Annotated in this window: 21 protein-coding genes; 4 read left to right on the top strand and 17 right to left on the bottom strand. The window is 62.5% G+C overall.

Features of this window, described 5'->3' with window-relative positions; translation table 11 throughout:
- Positions 1–117 precede the first annotated feature (117 nt).
- The 4 genes from ACFQSB_RS01725 to ACFQSB_RS01710 all read left to right on the top strand — a co-directional run bounded on the left by ACFQSB_RS01725 (position 118) and on the right by ACFQSB_RS01710 (position 3,052).
- On the top strand, positions 118–927 hold the full coding sequence (locus tag ACFQSB_RS01725) for a hypothetical protein (protein WP_380823891.1): 810 nt from the start codon (positions 118–120) through the stop codon (positions 925–927).
- Positions 928–1,049: 122 nt separating this feature from the next.
- Positions 1,050–1,361 (top strand): hypothetical protein, encoded by a 312-nt coding sequence (locus ACFQSB_RS01720; protein WP_380823890.1) that lies wholly within the window; start codon positions 1,050–1,052, stop codon positions 1,359–1,361.
- A gap of 83 nt (positions 1,362–1,444) precedes the next feature.
- Positions 1,445–2,059 (top strand): hypothetical protein, encoded by a 615-nt coding sequence (locus ACFQSB_RS01715; RefSeq protein WP_380823889.1) that lies wholly within the window; start codon positions 1,445–1,447, stop codon positions 2,057–2,059.
- A gap of 351 nt (positions 2,060–2,410) precedes the next feature.
- Positions 2,411–3,052 (top strand): hypothetical protein, encoded by a 642-nt coding sequence (locus ACFQSB_RS01710; protein WP_380823888.1) that lies wholly within the window; start codon positions 2,411–2,413, stop codon positions 3,050–3,052.
- On the opposite strand, the gene ACFQSB_RS01705 is transcribed toward ACFQSB_RS01710, so the two are convergent.
- The 17 genes from ACFQSB_RS01705 to ACFQSB_RS01625 all read right to left on the bottom strand — a co-directional run bounded on the left by ACFQSB_RS01705 (position 3,030) and on the right by ACFQSB_RS01625 (position 16,982).
- The gene (locus tag ACFQSB_RS01705) at positions 3,030–3,353 is read right to left on the bottom strand and encodes a hypothetical protein (protein WP_380823887.1); all 324 of its coding nucleotides are present in this window, start codon (positions 3,351–3,353) and stop codon (positions 3,030–3,032) included. The genes ACFQSB_RS01710 and ACFQSB_RS01705 overlap by 23 nt on opposite strands.
- A gap of 34 nt (positions 3,354–3,387) precedes the next feature.
- On the bottom strand, positions 3,388–3,855 hold the full coding sequence (locus ACFQSB_RS01700) for a hypothetical protein (protein ID WP_380823886.1): 468 nt from the start codon (positions 3,853–3,855) through the stop codon (positions 3,388–3,390).
- Positions 3,852–4,310, bottom strand: a complete 459-nt coding sequence (locus ACFQSB_RS01695) for a hypothetical protein (RefSeq protein WP_380823885.1) — start codon at positions 4,308–4,310, stop codon at positions 3,852–3,854. The genes ACFQSB_RS01700 and ACFQSB_RS01695 overlap by 4 nt, the downstream gene beginning before the upstream one ends.
- The gene (locus tag ACFQSB_RS01690; RefSeq protein ID WP_380823884.1) at positions 4,307–4,753 is read right to left on the bottom strand and encodes a hypothetical protein; all 447 of its coding nucleotides are present in this window, start codon (positions 4,751–4,753) and stop codon (positions 4,307–4,309) included. The genes ACFQSB_RS01695 and ACFQSB_RS01690 overlap by 4 nt, the downstream gene beginning before the upstream one ends.
- A gap of 10 nt (positions 4,754–4,763) precedes the next feature.
- Positions 4,764–6,860, bottom strand: a complete 2,097-nt coding sequence (locus tag ACFQSB_RS01685; protein WP_380823883.1) for a hypothetical protein — start codon at positions 6,858–6,860, stop codon at positions 4,764–4,766.
- A gap of 2 nt (positions 6,861–6,862) precedes the next feature.
- A complete protein-coding gene (locus ACFQSB_RS01680) occupies positions 6,863–9,748 on the bottom strand; it encodes a phage tail protein (protein ID WP_380823882.1) in 2,886 nt (961 codons plus the stop codon).
- Between the two features lie 192 nt (positions 9,749–9,940).
- A complete protein-coding gene (locus tag ACFQSB_RS01675) occupies positions 9,941–10,363 on the bottom strand; it encodes a hypothetical protein (protein ID WP_380823881.1) in 423 nt (140 codons plus the stop codon).
- A 21-nt stretch (positions 10,364–10,384) separates the two neighbouring features.
- Positions 10,385–10,882 carry a hypothetical protein gene (locus ACFQSB_RS01670; RefSeq protein WP_380823880.1) on the bottom strand — a complete coding sequence of 166 codons (498 nt, stop codon included), beginning with the start codon at positions 10,880–10,882 and terminating at the stop codon, positions 10,385–10,387.
- Positions 10,882–11,298 (bottom strand): hypothetical protein, encoded by a 417-nt coding sequence (locus tag ACFQSB_RS01665; RefSeq protein ID WP_380823879.1) that lies wholly within the window; start codon positions 11,296–11,298, stop codon positions 10,882–10,884. Before ACFQSB_RS01665 ends, ACFQSB_RS01670 begins: the two co-directional genes overlap by 1 nt.
- A 13-nt stretch (positions 11,299–11,311) precedes the next feature.
- Positions 11,312–12,076 carry a hypothetical protein gene (locus tag ACFQSB_RS01660; protein WP_380823878.1) on the bottom strand — a complete coding sequence of 255 codons (765 nt, stop codon included), beginning with the start codon at positions 12,074–12,076 and terminating at the stop codon, positions 11,312–11,314.
- 2 nt (positions 12,077–12,078) lie between these two features.
- Complete coding sequence (locus ACFQSB_RS01655) at positions 12,079–12,507, bottom strand: hypothetical protein (protein WP_380823877.1); 429 nt, start codon at positions 12,505–12,507, stop codon at positions 12,079–12,081.
- Positions 12,507–13,118, bottom strand: a complete 612-nt coding sequence (locus ACFQSB_RS01650) for a phage head-tail connector protein (protein WP_380823876.1) — start codon at positions 13,116–13,118, stop codon at positions 12,507–12,509. Before ACFQSB_RS01650 ends, ACFQSB_RS01655 begins: the two co-directional genes overlap by 1 nt.
- A 9-nt stretch (positions 13,119–13,127) precedes the next feature.
- Positions 13,128–13,367, bottom strand: coding sequence for a hypothetical protein (locus ACFQSB_RS01645; RefSeq protein ID WP_380823875.1), 240 nt, complete (start codon positions 13,365–13,367; stop codon positions 13,128–13,130).
- A 72-nt stretch (positions 13,368–13,439) separates the two neighbouring features.
- Positions 13,440–14,846 carry a phage major capsid protein gene (locus ACFQSB_RS01640; RefSeq protein ID WP_380823874.1) on the bottom strand — a complete coding sequence of 469 codons (1,407 nt, stop codon included), beginning with the start codon at positions 14,844–14,846 and terminating at the stop codon, positions 13,440–13,442.
- Positions 14,843–15,637: an HK97 family phage prohead protease gene (locus tag ACFQSB_RS01635; protein ID WP_380823873.1), complete on the bottom strand. Its 795-nt coding sequence runs from the start codon at positions 15,635–15,637 to the stop codon at positions 14,843–14,845. The genes ACFQSB_RS01640 and ACFQSB_RS01635 overlap by 4 nt, the downstream gene beginning before the upstream one ends.
- A complete protein-coding gene (locus tag ACFQSB_RS01630) occupies positions 15,637–16,800 on the bottom strand; it encodes a phage portal protein (RefSeq protein WP_380823872.1) in 1,164 nt (387 codons plus the stop codon). The genes ACFQSB_RS01635 and ACFQSB_RS01630 overlap by 1 nt, the downstream gene beginning before the upstream one ends.
- Complete coding sequence (locus ACFQSB_RS01625; protein ID WP_380823871.1) at positions 16,800–16,982, bottom strand: hypothetical protein; 183 nt, start codon at positions 16,980–16,982, stop codon at positions 16,800–16,802. The genes ACFQSB_RS01630 and ACFQSB_RS01625 overlap by 1 nt, the downstream gene beginning before the upstream one ends.
- Positions 16,983–16,984 lie beyond the last annotated feature (2 nt).

Genomic DNA, 16,984 nt, shown 5'->3' with positions numbered 1-16,984 from the left:
CGTCTCCGGCGTACGGAGCCATCATGTACCGATACGAACAGTCGTATTGCCATGCCAAGGAAATCGGACACCGCGAGAGCGGAGCGCTATATTGGCCGAGGGAGGCAGGTGGGGAAAATGCTCTACGAGCGCGTGATCGCCGGCGTCTTCCGGATGTGGGCTAGCTGGCGGCATCGGATGGGAGCCTGGTCTCGCATGATCGCCAAAGCACCCTTCCCTATATCGGGTTCCGGGCGAACCGGAATTCAGGATCGCACTGGTTACCTAGATGCACTATCACGACTGGAGACCGAAGAGGCGCCTAAGCTATTGCCACTCGCCTTCGCGTCTTCCGGTGAACTTATTTCTATGCTGACCGGCATTCTTGGAAGAGTATCACCGCCGGCTTTGGATCTACTATTTTCACATGTTTCACCTGCTGTTCTTATGGCGGCTCTAGCATCTCGTGATGCCAAAGAAGTGGCCCGTATTCTCCACTTCTCTCCGGCGCGCGACTTCATTGAATACTGGCCCGAATTGCCCTATGAAGGTAAGCTGCAGATATTAGAGCCTCTTATGTCGATGAATCCTCAGATGAGGCGTAAGATCACTCCACACCTGGCGTCATCGGAAGGTGTTGTCTATATATCGCAATTAAAAGCAGCTACCGATTCTCACCATATCTGGCATCTGTCAACGTATTCACCTGGCGTTATGTATTGGAGAGATACGTTAAATGCTCTCCGATCCCTGAATCCCGATGATGGTGATCAGCGCGATCCGCGGATTGACCTAATGAATGTCAGCGAGGCGGAGGACAGCGCCAGTGGCTCTGCTGTCCTTGCAGATGGCTTAGATCAACTATTTCGGCGGCTTGGACCGCCCCCCGACCATCTTCACAATGAGCGCAGCCCTCTTCTGCACGGAGGCGGGGGAACGGCAAAATGAATCCTCAGCAGCAGCCTACGGGCCTGGACATAGCCCTTGAGTGGGGAAAGCTACCCCCCGACCACCTTCGTGCCGCGCTGAGGGCCCTGGAGCCTCAGTTAGCCAGGGATCATGACTTTCGTATGGCACTTCTCAAGGCCGAGATGCAAGAGAAGAAGGATCGCCGTAAGCACATCCTGCAAATGGCCGGACTCTTCTCGGGGCTTGTTACTGCTACTGCGTTGCTCGTCGCTGCCGTTATAGTTGGTATCGCTGGCGAGGTCGGGCTGGCACTCGCATTCTGCGGGCCAAGCATGATAACGCTGGTTGCGATATTCGTCTTGCGTCGCTTGGATTCTACGAATGTTAAAGCGGCAAGTATGGCGCAGTCGACTGTACTTCCCGTGGCGCCCTCTCAAGCGGTGACGGAGGCGGGAAACGCTCCGCTGGTGTGATGACGGCTGTGGTTGCCTGCGCTGGTTAACAGATTGTTAGCTGTGCAAGGAAACGGTTTCTGCACCTAGGGCGTCGTATGTCCATGGACTTCAGCCCCATCCTTCCCAGTCTCACCGGCGGCCTCCTAACGCTCGGAGGAGTCTGGATCACACAGCACTTCACAGGCAAGCGCGACAAGCGGCAGCTTGCGCAGCAGCGCCTGCTCTCCACCCTTCAAGCTCGACGTGAGGCATATGTCTCCTTTATGCGAGCGTGCGACCTGATGGCACGTCACGAGCGCCAGATCATCTGGTTTCTGGACCGGAAAACTGGAGGGCGGAAAGCCAGCGAGCCGGAGCAAAAGATCTTGGATCAGTCCAACGATCTAGTCGCCGACGTAGTGACCGCTCTCGCCGCAGTGCAGGTACACGGCTCGGAGCTGGTGAAGCCGGCTGCTCGTGCGCTCCATGCTGCTCATACCGCCTTCGAGCCGATTTTCGGAGACGCCTACACGGGAGGTGCGTTCACCGGGGAGGGCTGGAACGGCGATAAGGCGAAGGCTGCGCTCGAAACGGTGGACGAGGCAACGAAGTCCTACCTCTTCGCCTGTCGACAGGACCTGGACGTAGATCTCATCGATCATGACGAGCTGGCCGTACAAGCCTGGATCAGAAGCGAGATCGGCGGTTCGGCTGCCCCGAAGCAGATAGGTAGGTGACGCGTACCGCAGACAAGAGGAACCGGAGGGGCGGCGCACTACGCGGCGCCATCCTCCACACCAGTCGGGGACTGTCGGCTGGGCGGCACGGGAGCTCAGTACCAGGCCAGTAGTGCGTACTGTGCGGTGGGTCGCACTGCCGAAACTGTACATCCAACCCACAACTTCCCTTAATGGTGCATTTGGCGCATATCAAAAACGGCGAATTACGTAACCTGAATGTTCTTCACGTGTACGATCCCGCACGTGCTTCCTGAATCATCCGAGGTTGCTCCGGAGGAGCCGGTTCGTAGTACGCCTACGAGTGTGGCAGGAAGGGACCCTCAAGTACGGTCCGCTTTCGTCCAAGGGATGTTCGGCATCGGTGTAGCAGTCATAGGTCTTGTAAGTGCCCTACTCACGGGCATCCTGCAATACACGGGTCCAGGCGGGGCGCCGGCCCCGACGGCAACTGTGACTAAGACCGAGACGATCACAGCTACCGCCACGATCACAGCTCAGCCTGTGATGCCGGATACGACGTTGACGCCGTACGCGACGCCGTCGCCCGTGACTGGTACCCCTCCTGCTGATATCTCGCGAGAGGGCGATCCTCTTCCGAGCACTCCACTTGACGGCGATGCTGTTTTCGATAGGGAGAAAGTGGAGGTGAACGGCGTCGAGCGAAAGAATGCCAGAGGAGCGCTGATCGATATCTGTGATGGTGAAACCTATGAGGATGTTTTTGGCCTGCGCAAGAAGTACAGGGCACTCAAAGTGTATGTTGCTGTCGGAGAGGATGGCTCGGATACTGGCGCGGAAGTGGAGTTCAGTTTTAGTGTAGACGGCAGAGAGCCCTACACCTATACCGCCACGTTTAGCCGGGATCCTCTGTATATCGAAATTCCACTTATCAGTGGACAAGACAAAGCTCTTCGGCTGTCGATTTGGGCAAAGTCTATCGGCTGTAAAGATGTCAATGCGGTTCTGATCAGTCCAACGCTTGTGCCTTGAAGCTGATCTCCGTCTGCTTGATATGCTCGGAGAAGTTGTCACGCAGCTCATTGAGTCCGCTTTCCACGCGGTCAGCCACATCGCGAAGAGACGAGCCATGGTTGTTCTGAAGCTCGGCCTCGATGTTCCGCAGACGCTGCATGACACCAGGACGACCAGGGACGCCCGGCCTGTCAGGCTCTCCGTTCCAGTCATCCACGAAGTTCCCTAGCTTCTTCAGGGAAGAGAGGACTTTCAACAGGACAGCGGCGCCGCCGGCTAACGTGGCCAGCCCAGCGCATATGGCAAGAATCTCGGTCAAAGGGATCTCCACACACTGGATCGGATAGGCGGTGTCAGGTGGCCGGTGCCACGGTGATGTCGCGGCAGGCGATGTCTGCGGTACTGGCCCCGGAGTCCGATGTCGCTACGGCGTACATCACCCTGGCGTAATACTGCTTGCCAGGGATCAGGCCGCTGAGCAGGGTTCGCCTACTCGCGTAGTGAAAGGTGCTCGCGCCCTGGTGGCCCGAAAATCCGCGGGTGATGACCGACGGAGCCAGTACGACGGCACCGCTGGAGTTGGTCTCGCGTACCTCGGGGGACAGGAAGATGCGGTCGGCTCCGGTGCTGTTGCCGACGCCGCCTCCGACGATGAGCCAGACGCGACCCGATGTAGGGGCGATGAACGTGACGCCGACCTCGGGCGTCCCAGCGACGTACGACGCGTTGGTGGGATTGTCGATCTGGGTTGTGTCGGAGGCGTAGACGGCCGGAGGGAAATCCAAGGCATTGACCTTGGTACCTGCTAGAAGGTCGCTCATGTCGTTGGCTCCACGGTGATCTGCCGGTACGCGATCTGAGAGGTGTTTCCGCCCGAGACCTTGTAGGCAACGACGGCGTAGTAGGTGGTGCCGGGAGTGAGGCCGCTGTACAGAGTCGTCCTGGAGTAGTAGATGAAGCCGGCCGACTCGGCGGGGCTGCCGACGCCACGGCTAGTCACGTCAGCAGCCAGGATCCGGGTTCCGAGGGCGTTGGTCCCGATATAGATCTCGGGGGCGATGTGGACACGGTTGAGCTGCGATCCGTCTCGCATGCCTCCGGCGACCGTGAGCAGGATGCGCCCAGAGGTAGGGGCGACGAAGGTGGTGCCGACTTCCGGCGTACCGCGGGCGTACGTGGTGTTCGCCAGTGCAGTGAGCGTCGTGCCGTCACCGGCTGACATCGAGGCCGGGAAGTCCGCCGCCTTGATCTTCGCGCCTACGAGGATGTCGGTCATGCTGGCCCCACGATGATTTCTCGGCCCTGAATGTCGGTGCCTGGTGATGCGGGCGCCGAGGACATCGCGTAGACGATCCGCGCGTAATAGACGTTGCCTGGAGTCAGGCCAGACAGCAGCGACGTGCGGCTGACGTACATGAACTCTTTGGTCTCGTGCAGCGATCCGACGCCGCGTGGTCCGACGCTCGGCGCGAGCACTTCGGTGCCAGAGGAGTTCTCAGCGAACACCTGAGGGGCCATCCATATGCGCACGGTGTTGGCGCTGTTGTCACGCATACCGCCGCCAACGGTGATCGCTACACGACCAGAAGTCGGTGCCACGAAGGTGACGCCAACCTCAGGCGATCCGGGCAGGTACGTAGTCGAGGCGACGTTGGTGATGAGCGTGTCGTCGTAGTTAGCGACCGTCGGAGGCACGTCGAGAGACTTGACGTTGGTCACGTCGACCTCCTCACAGTGCTCTAATGGCGGGCTTGAACAGGCAAACGGACTCACCAGCGCTGTGTGATTTCACGACGCCATTGATCGACCTGGTTACGGTGAACGTCTGCGTCGTGCCCGTACCTGATACGCCGGCCACGGTCATACGTTCGCCCCCGATCATGATGTCCAGCGGGAAGTCGCCAGCAGCGATCGTCCACTTCGGGCCGGTATTCGTGGTCACCGAGAACGACGTCGCCGAGCTGGTGATAGAGGACGTCAGCGTGCTGTAGTCCGTGCCGTACCGGTCGGTGTCATAGACGGCGACCTGCCAAGGCGACTCGGGAGCGCAGTTGGCCGTGATCTCCCATCCGAACGGCTCAAGCGTCTCGCTGTATCCCCACGCGAGCAGGGAGATGAGGCCAGGCGGGAGCCACGCCGGCTGGTTGGAGATGGTGATCCGGTCACCGATGTCCAGCGCGACGATGGACGCCGTCAGAGGCGCGTTCGACGACAGTGCAGGACTGGTCAGATTCATCGTGACGGTCGGATACCTGGCCTCGTCCACCGTGCCAACGTGGAGCCGCCAGGAGGCGTGGTCGAGGAGGTGTGCGTCGTACTGGTTGTTAATGGTGACCGACTCGTCGTACCTGCCAACACCAGCCGGAGGGTCCGCGGCCGACAGGGGGCCGGCTTCCTGAGTGACGCGAGCGGACGAGCCGTTGTAGCGCGACACCGTGATGTCGTTCCGCGTTGCCTGGTCGTCGTCGACCGGCTCCAGTGGCGGAGAAAGCTGCTTCGCCGCGTAGTTGAGCGCTACGTCAACCGGCTGGTTGTACAGGCTCTCCCTGGTGCGGTAGGCGAGTCCGAGCACCGTCCTCGGCTCGTACAAGATCCCCATGTCGGTCTCGGCCGCATCAGTCAGCAGCTCCAGGAGCGTCGTGGATCTCTGCGGACCCATGGCGATCGTGTTGTCGAGGTTGTCGGTGGAGACGAACGGGATACCTTCCTCGGCGCACAAGCGCTCGATCCGGCGCCCGGCCTTCTCCGCGTTCCACGCGGCCATCTGGCCTGCCAAGTCGAACAGCGATGAGATCGAGTTCTGCACGGACACATGGCCCACAGCGACGTCGCTGAGACCACCCTGCGGTGATATGACGATCTTCGTCGCCTGGCCGACAGTCTGGCCGTTCAATGTCCCATTGAACTGGAGACCGCTCGGTTGACCGACCTCCAGCGTGAGCATGTTCCAGTTGACGTTCGCCCCGCTCTGTCCAAGTTCGATGGACACCCGCAGGAGCTTGCCGTTGATGTTGAATGTGACGGCTCCGGAGTCCAGGACACCACCGTTGTCGGCGAACGCCTGAAGCTGGAGGGCTCCGCCTGACTTGTAGTTCAGGTGCCAGAGCTGCGCCGTGCCAGTAGTGCGGATCCGGCAGATCGTCTGACCGTCGGTAGCACCGCTCTGCGGGACGGCGAGCAGGAACCGGACTTGCGTCTGACCCGTCACCGTGTAGGTCGGTACGTCTCCCGTGAACTCCGCGTTGTTCATCAGCGGGATCGGCTCGGAGGCGATGAAGTTCGTGTAGGCCCCGATTTTCGGCGATCCCACGATCTTCATTGGAGGACCACCGATACCGGACGCCAGAGAGGTAGCGCCTGGAGCGTCCTCACACGGCCAGTACGCAACCGGAGGGGACGTCGCCTCCGGGTACGTCATGCCGCGATACAAGGTCGACTTCAGCGCTGTCGACCCCTGACCGAGACGCCTGAGAATCCCAGCCGCCTCGATGGGCACCCAGACGTCCTGCCCAGTGATGTCCCACCGAGACGGCCAAGAGGAGACCTCGCCGACGAATCGAATGTCCGTACCGACCGAGACTCTGATCGGGGTGTTCCGGCCGATGAGTCCGTAGTACGGCGAGTTAGGGTTGCGAGGGCTGTATTTCCCGTTGATGTTTCGGATGCTCAGCGAGCACTTCGACGGGTCGGTGCGTGTGCCCTCGTCTCGCAGGCCGCGCGTGATCGTGATGCCAGATCTCACCAGAGCGTCGGCGGTGATGTCGGTCCAGGCGCCGTCGACGAACAGTTCGACCTTGAGCGCCAGGGGAGTGCTCGGGAAAGCCACGGTCACCCCTTCCCGAAAGCGAGCTGCGCGGAGCCGCGGCCTTCGACACGGACCATCTTCCGAATCATGCGGAGCATCTCCGAGTCGGAACCCCTGACGTCGATGACGACACGGACCTCTTCACCAGCCCGATTTCCACCTGAAGCCGTCGCGTAGGGCGACGTGACTGGAGTTGGGCGAGGCGAGGAGACAGCGCCGGCGAGACGGTCACCCGCCGCAGACGCGCTGCTGATCATGGACTGGACGCCGTTAACGAAGCCCTGACCGCTCATCGAGCCGATCGCATCCATCACCTTTGACGGAGAGTGGATCTTCAACGCCTTGCGGATCCTGGTCACCAGTGAGGTAGCCAGCTTGTCCACGGCGGCGTTGATCGCCTTCTCCTGGGCCATGAGTCCAGCGAGGAATCCCTTGCCAGCCTGTCGGCCCGAGTCGTACAGCGCATCTGCGCTGAACAGGCCCAAGTCGCTGGACGCCTTGTCGATCTGGCGCTGAGCCGTGTTGATCGCGTTGAACGTCGTGGTGTCGGAGCGCAGCAGCGCCTCGCCGAGTTCGAGCCCTTCGTCCGGGCCGGCCTGGATGACCTGCTGGAGTAGGCCCTTGTTCACGCCACGTGCAGCGAGCTGCTTGACCACTGAGGCGAAGCGGGTGATTCTGCTGAGCTTGTTCGACAAGGCTGAGCGTACGCTTCCACCGTTGACGTTGCCTTCGAGACCAAGACTGCTCAGGGACGCGAAGGTTTTGGCGTTGCCACTGACATCCGCGGCGAACTTCTTGGCGTCGTCGATGCGCTTCAGCAGGCTTTCGCGCTGGGTTGCCAGGGACTGGAGCTTCGTGTTGTCCCGATCGATGACCGTCAGCAGAGAACTGGCGAAGTTCGTCGAGATCCGCTTCTGCTTCCAGGCGGACATGACGGTGTCGGCCAGCTTCTTCGAGGTCGACTTCACCTCAGTGAGACCGCCCATGAGACCCTTGATCAGGCCCTTCGTGGTCATGTTGCCGATCCAGGTGAAGACCTTGGAAGGTGACGCGATCCCGAGCAGGCTCTTGGCGGCATTGATCGCGCCGGACACGACACCCTTGGCCGCGTCGACCACGGCACCAGCCATGTTCTTCACGCCGTTGATCAAGCCTTGGACCAGGTCACGGCCAGCGCTGAGGAGTAGCGTGCCGAGACGGCCGAGCCCAGACAAGATTCTCGAAGGCAGCCCCTTGATCCAGGTGACCATCTCGGTGAACTTGTTCACGGCAGCGGTCTTCGCGCCACCGATCCAGGCGCCGATCTTTCCGGGTAGTTGCCCGAACCAGCCGATGATTCCGCTGATGCCGTTGATCGCCGTCTTGATCGCGTTCTTGACCCACTCCCAGGCGGCAGGCACCGCAGAGACCAGCCACGAGATCGCGCCAGCGAGCGCTTCAACGATGATCGAGGCTAGGCCGGCTATCCAGCCGATCACTGTCGACAGGACAGGGACCAGCTTGCCGAGCAGCCATCCGACGAGCTGAGCGACCAGCGTGATCAACGGAGTGAGCGCAACGACTACCTGGACGATCGGAGGAAGGATCGGCAGCAGGGCGGTGAGGAGCTGCCCGAAGGCCGTGACAATCTGCCCCAGCACCGGAGCCAGCGCGGACACGATGGCCACCAGCGGAGGCAGAAGCGCCTGCACAAGCTGACCAAGGATAGGAAAGACAGGAGCCAGGGCGGGGAAGAGGCCGGCGAACGCAGAGACCACCGGCATGATCACCGGAGCGAGCTGCGTCAGGGCGGACAGCAGTGCCGTGCCGACCGTCTGAACGAGCTGACTGATCACGGGAAGGAGCGGTGTGATTGCTCCTATGAGGATCAGCAGGGCTTGGCCGAGGATGCCGCCCATCACTCCGGCGATTTGACCGACGATCGGAATCAGCGGCTGGATCGCTGGAAGCAGGGCTCCGAGAAACGTGGTCGCGACCTGGCTGATCACCGGAATCAAAGGAGTGATCGCAGGCACGAGGCTGGACACCAGCGTCGAGACGAGCTGAGCGACGGGAACAAGCAGGGGAGCCACGGCCGCCATGAGCTGACCGAAGGCAGCAGCCAGGGGCGACAAGGCCGTGACCATGTTGCCCAAAATCGGTCCGAGCTGGCCGAGTACAGGGCCAAGAGCGCCAGACAGGCTTCCTACGAGCTGGGCGATAAGTCCGACGAGCGGGCCGATGATTGGGCCACCGAGCTGGATCAGGCCGGTCAGTAGAGGACCGAGAGCGGTGACGAGTTGTCCGATCGCGCTGAACATCTGCTGGAGCTGTGGAGCGAACTGACCGGCGGTCACTGCGACCTGCGTGAGGATGCTTGCCAGAGCGGCGAGTACAGGCTGAAGTCCAGAACCGATGGCAGCGATCAGCGGAACGACTGCTTCGGCGATCGGCCCGATAGCACCGATGAGGGGCTGTAGACCGGTGGCCAGGGACGACGTCAGCGACGTCAGGGCTGGAGCCAGCGCAGTGAACGCCTGTCCGAGGGAAGCGCCGAGCGGAGTGAGAAGGCCGCGAGCTTGCGCTGCCACATTGGCCAGGACCGGAATGAGGGGAGCGGCGGCGTTCGAGAGCATCGACTTCGCCTCAGTCGCCAGCCCGGTGAAGGCCGTCTTGACGATGGCACTCTGAGCGGCGGCGACGATCCCCAGACCGGCGATGCCAAGCCCAAGCCCAGCGACACCGGTGGCCAGGCTGGCGAAAACACCTGCACCGACGACGCCAAGAGCGCTCAGAGCACCAGTCGCACCGATAGCGATCGAGGCAGATCCGCCAGCGGCTTCCTTGAGCGTGTTGCTGAACGCCTTGACGGTCAGCGCGTCCCGGCCAAGAACACGCGACAGATTGCTCCTGGCCAGGATGTTGAACACCAGAGACGTGTCTGACAAGGAGATTCACCCCCTTGGCAGAGCCGTCAGATGTTCAGTTGTTGTGGGCCTGCTCGGCCTTCCGGTTCAGTTCGTCGATGTAGTCGCAGGCCGCGTTGAGTTCGTCGACAGTGAGCAGCTCACGCTGTTCCCACGGCCGGATGTTGAGGACTTCGCTGATGACGAGCGAGTACTTCAGGCGACGCTCTTCGAGCGCGCTTTTCCCGCAGGCTCCGACACCTGCTCGCGCTCCATGGCGCTGGCGATCTCGCCGTCCAGCGCAGACAGAATCTGATCAACCTGGTCTGCGGGCAGCTTCGCCTTGGTGACCCTGTCCCTGATCTCCGTCAGTTCCGCGACGGAGTGCTCGACCATCAGCTCAGACGCATAGAAGTCCGGCACATCCTCCCAGCGGAACGTAGGGTGGTCGACAGTCAGTAGGTGCCACAGGAGCACGCGCCTCGCGCGCATGTTGCCGGACTGCAAAGAAGCCAGCCAGGCGTCCCAGTTCTCGCCGGCCCGCTTCTCGATCATCTCAGCCTTCGAGGCGCGGACGCGCTTGGGGTTGAACTCCCAGCGCTGCTCATCGCCGTCCTCGGGCTTGTAAGTGACGAACATAAAAGACACCTCTCCTAGTTGTTAGAGCTTGATCCGGTAGCCGATGCGGCGTGCCGTACTGTCCATCGCTTCAATCACGGCCCGGCGGAACTCCGCCTTGCGCCCTTCGAGTGGCTCGTCGAAGTAGCGCGGCTTGCCGATCTGCTGGACCCAGCGGTCGCTGCCGAACACCGGGTGACGCCAGCCCTTTGGCGAGTTCAGGCGCTTAGGTGCGTTGCGGAATCCGCGGACTGCCTCTGTCTTCCTGGCGCGTACACGGACTCCTACTGCGTAACCGGACAACTTGGCCTCGGCCCGAATTTTGCGAGCTACGGCAGCTCGAAGCGGCTCGCCACCGTGTGAGAGTCCGCCCGAGGCCATGGACATGACCCCGGACTTGATCTCCGTGACAGCCGGTTGCAGCGGCTGCTTCAGTTGACGGATCAGGTCTTTACGAATTGCCTTGCCGTCCGTCTCCGCGCGCAGCGCCCGGCCAAGCTCCTTCAGGGCCTGCTGCTCGACCGTCAGCGTGACCGCCATTAGGTCGTCGCCCTGGATACCGCCCCAGACGTCGGGAACGACACCTCGACCTCGGCAACGTCACCGACGGAACCCGTGATGGGCTTCCACTCCTTGATGAGAACGTTGCCGGTGTACTTCGGGTTGGACGTGCCAACGGCGCCGTTGTCGGCGCGGACCTCGAACGTCTGCGGTGTGCGAGTCAGGAACAGCGGCCACATGGTGGCGTCAACATTCGACGCCGCATAGTCCTGCTTGAAGGTTAGGCCGAGGGTGCCGGAGGCCAGGCCACCGACAACTTCCTTCCAGCCCTGGGACGCGAACGTGGTCACGTCCTTGTCCTCGACCTCGGCCGCCAGCTCGATCTTCGAGCAGCGGTTGGAGAGGTCGTTTCCACCGATACTGACGTACGACGCGGTCAAAACCATCTTCGCCATGAAGATCGGCCTCCTATGCGATACCTAGCGCGGAAGTGAAAAGAAATGACGGCGTGGTACCGGAGACCGTCCACGCCAGCCGCCACCAGGCGTCCGTGATCGGACCGGTAACGTTGACGAACTGGCCACGCGAGGCAGTGTCTGCCTGCGTGCTGGCCGAGAAGGTTGCCCGAGTGGTGGGCGAACCGAAGATGTTGTCCGCCGACGACTCGACGCGAACAGTGATGGTCGGCGTCGAGGTGCCGGACAAGGACAGGACGTGCAGGCTGGCGTACAGCCGTTGGGTCGAGGACAGTGCACCGAGGTTGATGCCAGTTCCAGTGCCGTTCGCGGTCCTGGCTGTCGCTGGCGGATGAGCGATGACTCCGCGCAGGAGCAGGGACGAGCCGGTAGCCTCTCCCTCCCATGGCGCGACCTCGCCGACAGCGTCACCGATCTTGTATGTGGTCCGCAGTGCCTTGGTGAAGTAGGCCAGGTCGCCGACCGCGGTGGTCTCCGGAGCGATCGTCCAGGGCTGCTGTCGGAGTGCTGTGAGGTTGTCCCACGTCGTAGGGTCGATGCTCTGCGCGTTGGTGGTGGCTTCCCACTGCCCCGAGGCCGAGATTTTGGTGGACGCCAACCCTCCGATGAGGTCCTTCCATCCGCCTGAGCCAGCGGCTTGAAAGGCGGTGACGTCTTTCTCCTCCACCTCGGACGACATCTCGACCTGATTGGAGTTTCCGGTGAGGTCGGCCGCTCCGGCGAAGATTCTGGTGTTGAGCAATACCAGCTTGGCCATGCTCATCCCCTTCCGATGATGCGGACGACGATCTCCGCGCCGTAGTAGGTCCTGTCGCCGACCAGGTATTGGCGGTACGCCTGGACCCGCTGGACATGGAGGTCATCGGCGAGACCCCCGAGAGCAGACTGGCCGGGCGCACCGCGTCCGGTTTCGATCGCCTGCTTGATGGAGTCCGGTCCGGAACCGGCGAGGTACTTGTCCAGTGCCTCTTGGCCAGATCGGTCATCGGCGCGAGAGACGAGCAGGCGGCATGTCACCGCGATCTCGTCCATCCCACGGCCGAAGGTCTTATCGAAGTCGATCTCGACTTCCCCGGAGTAGAAGCACGGTTCCGGCACGTCGTCCGGCACGTACCCGAAGCAGTTAAGTGACGGGATCTCGTCGCGGACGACGTCGGCCAAAGCCTTTCGGATGGCTCCAACATCCATCAGGAACCACCCCCGAACCCTGAGAGCCGGTACGGTTCGATCAGCGCCTTGACGTCAGGGTCGATGTGCGAGACGCGGATGATGCCCCATTCAGCGGAACCGGCTGTCCCGTCGGGAGAGTCCTTACGCTTGTACAGCCGCATCGCCTGGAGTAGCGCAGCTTGCTTGACGGAGTCGGGGACAGCCGGCCATCCCCAGACAGCCGTGACGCGGACTCGCCGAAACATGCTCCATGAGGCGGTCAGCCGTAGAAGCCCCGTGATGGGCCGGTTTTTCGCCAGTGCGTTGTCCGGGGTGGGTTCGTACGCGGTGCTACTGACGATGACCCAATCCGCGCCGTTGCTACTGACCTCGACGACCAGGCCGTCGGTGTCGGCAATGTCATCTACCAGCAGGAGTTCAGCGCCGTAGCCTTCGTCGTCCGGCCGTACGGTACGGCCCTTGGTGCGGAACACCCGAGTTGTTGCCGAGCCTGAGCGGGTGAACGAACGGCCGGTGCGCTCGTCGATGGAAAGGCACGCTGCGGCGATGGCCTGCTCAAGGATGGCGTCACGCTCGGTGTCGGTGATCCCCAGCGCGGACTTCACCGTCGTTAGGTCGATGTAGGCCATGGCGCCCTCCTATGAAGTTCGGCGCTTGGCCTGGCTCTTCTCGCCGGGCGCGGAGGTGGTTCGCTGCACCGGGGCCTCGCTTGCCGGGCGCTCCTGGCGGCCACGGACGAAGGTCGGCTCGGCAGAGAACAGGTCGGATCGCTCCTTGACCAGCGGCGCCTCGGAGTCCCACACATCGCCCAGGGCTAGCGGGGTCATGCCCTGCGTCCAGGACACAACGCAGTCGTTCTTGGCGTAGACAACGCCCATGAGAATCACTCCTCACACGAGAGCAGCGCCCGACCGCGATGGCCGGACGCTGCTGCTATGTCGGTCGATGGACTAGCTGGTCTTGTTCTGAAGCAGCCGGAAGCTAGCGTCATTGATGGAGTCGGCGCCCACGCGCGCGCACGCGAACCAGGCACGCTGGCCGGTCGGGCGGTTGTTGGTGGTGTCGAACAGGTGGGGGACCAGCTCGATCGACATACCGGCACGCTGGGCGATCAGGTAGTTGGTCCAGTCGCCGACGACCAGGAGGTCACCGGCCGTGGTCCCCGAAGGCATCGCATCGAAGTAGTCGTTGACGTACGCCTTGCGCCCCTTCAGGACGGTCACGCCCTCGTCGGTGAAGTTCACCGTGAAGGCCGACGCGTTGTTGCTCGCGCCGAGCTGCTGAACGATGTTGTTTACATCGGTGTGGCTCATCCACGCGGCGTTGGCGTTGCGGTACTTGATCGGCAGCGCTGCCCAGACCTTGTTGACGTCCGAGGCGGTCAGCGTGCCCGCAGTGGCGGTCGCCATCGCGGAGCCGGTGCCGTTCAGCGCGGTGATGATGCCGGTCGGTTCGTTGGTGCCAGAACCGTTGGTGAGCTTGTCCACCAGGAGTTCGCTGTACCCGGAGGCGAGCAGGCGGGACATCTCGGCGGCGAAGCCGGGGTAGTCCTGCTCGACTTCGTAGGAGTAGGGAATGTACCCGTCGGCCCGGTAGGTCGGGACGGTCGGCTGCGCCAGGGTCGGGCTGTTGTCCGTCGCTGGAGCGGCCTCGGCCTTGAACGACCAAGAGACACCGGCCGAAGAGACGCCCTTCCACTGGTTGGTGGTGATGGTCTCCACGCGGGCCAGGTCGAAGAAGTGGTTCGGCGAGCCCTGACCGGTCAGGATGATGGTGGGGTCGATCATGACCGGAACGCCATAGCCACCAGCCGAGCCGGTGCCGACGGACAGAGCGCGGTACTCCTCGTACTGGCTGATCGCCCGACTCTCCTCAGGGTTGAGGACGGCGTTCGGACGGGTCGCGAGCTTCATGAACGCGGACCGGTACTCCGGGGTCTCGGTGACGAGCAGACGCCGGGCGAGGTCGCCACCATCCACGTTGTCGTTCCGAGTCTGGAGCAGGCGGTCCAGGTGGGCGCGCTGCTTGGTGTCGAGGTCGGAGGCACGCTCGTCAGCCACAATGGACCGAGCGTGGTCAGAAGCTTCTCGATGGGTCATGCGCGCCACGTCGGTGCGGTCTGAGGCACTGACCTTGGTGCCAATCTGCACGGACTGCCACTTGGAGCGGGACTCGGCGACACGCTCCCGACGCTCGGCCTCCTCGACCTGCGAGCGGACGTCGGCCTCCTCGGTATCCAGGTCATCCCAGCGGGTCTGGGCGTCCTCGGACAGCGCGGAGTCGCCAGCCGCGATATCAATGCTGCGGCGCTCGGCCTCGATCTCGCCAAGACGCGCCTTCAGTTCCTGCACGGTCATCGTGCGGATCCTTCCTTCAGATAGGGATACCGCTGCCAGCGGCGCTGACGCGGTGTAAGTCCGCCCGAGTGACGTGCAGTCGGCTCGTCGGAACCATAAGGTGCGGCTCCGCGGTCACCGTCAGTGCCGAGAGGCGGCTGACCGATGAGCGGAGTGCGGAGTTGGGCTACGCGCTGCTCAAGCTGCTCGACCCGACGCGGGTCCAGCTCTCGAAGGCGGGCGTAGAAGTCGTCGGTACCGGAACGCACACCAGCGGTGGCTGCCGGATTCGCCGGCCACGTGACCGGACCGAACTCCAGGAGGCGAACCTCTTTGATGGTCCGCTCAGGGATGCCGTCCGGGTTGTGCTCGGAGCGCTCCGGCTCGTCGTTCCATTCGTCCTTGATGACGCGGAACATGAATGAGGAGCCGTACCCACCGGCTTCGATTCCGGGAAGGAGGTCGCGGTTGTAAGAGGTGTCGAACAGCCGAACGTCACCGGCGGCCGCGTCAGGATCCTCGCGCAGATCCTGAGCAACACCGAGGATCTTCTGGCCGATTTGAGGGTCCATGCCGTGGTTGAACAGGACCTTCACTCGGGGGCCGTTTTCGGTGATCGTCTTTGCGAACGATCCGCGTTCGGTGCGCTCCAGAAACCGGCCCTCCCAGACCGAGTTGATCTCGTACCAGGAGCCGAACGGGGAGAACCGGACAACCATCGTCGGCATTGCTGCCGGGTCGCTCTCGGCTCTGGTCAGGACTGCTGGGCGGGTGTACTCACGGACGAGGTCCAGCTCCCGCAGCGTCTCCATCAAATACCTCCGGAGGTGGTTGGGGGCTTGGAGAAGCCCGTGGGCGTGTCACCCCAAGAGACCGGAGGCATGTCCTCGACCTCGCGAATCTCGTTGATGGTCGCCCACTCGTTGCGGAGGGCGATTTCATGTGCCTGGAAGCGAGTCAGAGTCGTCGACTGGAGTAGCGCGTCGCGGTTGAACTTCACGTACTGGCCGCGAGGCAGCATCCTCGTCATCACACGCTCGGCCCTGTTGAGCCAGCGGTTCATTGAGTACACGAGCAGGTGCGTGGAGCGGGACTCAACGTTGGCGTACGTCATGGAACCGCCTGTGTCGTATCCGAGGACCTCGGCCACTCCAGGGCCGAAAATTCGAGCGCACTCGGCGGCGGTGAACTTGTTCGTCTCTAGGAACTGTGACTCTTCAGGAGCGATCTGGATCTGCTGGTACTGCCAGCCCTTGCCGAGCACCAGCGGCTCGCGGGTTCCACGCAGCGAAGCCATGAACCGCTGCTTGGCCGTCTGCGCCGTGTCTGGGGTCAGCTCGACTTCGGAGTTCGTGAGCATGCCGCCTGGATGTGCACCATCGGTGAACCACTGCTGGCCGAACCGGGTGACGGCGATGCCGAGGCCGATAGTCGCGGCGTGGTGCTCGATCGGTGACATCCCGAGCACGTGTCCGGCCATCGGGTAGGCCCTTGAGTGGAATCGGTCGGCCGCTTCGATCTGCTCTCCCATGTACGAGAAGACCGGACCGTCCTTGCTCATCCACACGTTCATGTGGTCGGGGTGCAGCAGCTCGATCGCCGTAGGGAAGGCGTCGCCTCGCGATGAACGGTCACGGACAATGCCGTAGGCGTTACCACGGAGAAACCAGGACGAATAGAGCTGGTACAGCCAGTCCTGGACGCCGTGTCCGTCGGCCGCAGGATCCTGGAGCCACGGAGGGATCGGCAGTTCGACCTTGTTGGCCCCGTAGCCTCGGTACACGTCGAACGGCAACTCGCTGCCCAGCGACCCAAGCAGGTCGATCGAGGACCATACGGCGACCTTCTGGAGCGAGGTCTCGGCTCGGCTCAGGTCGACAGAGTCGAAGGACGAAGTGGCGGCGAACATCGGAGGCGGTACAAATGACCGCTTCTCCATGTCATTGGCGGCCCGTGGGCCGAAGAGCATGCCCATCACGGCCTCCGGTAGTCGATGATCAGGAGAAATACGCCTGCGGCAATGACGCCGAGCGGCGGGAAGACCATGCCGAGCCCGACCGAGACACACGTCGCTCCGGCAAGGCCGGGAAGAGCACCGCGTGCGTTACGAATGACAGCTCCGGCCAGCTCAGCGAGCTTCAGCCAGCGTTGGTGCATTC

Source organism: Sphaerisporangium rhizosphaerae (genome assembly GCF_042665155.1).
GTDB lineage: Bacteria > Actinomycetota > Actinomycetes > Streptosporangiales > Streptosporangiaceae > Sphaerisporangium > Sphaerisporangium rhizosphaerae.
Note: the sequence above shows the minus strand (reverse complement) of the source record. Positions and strands in the feature narration are given on the sequence as shown.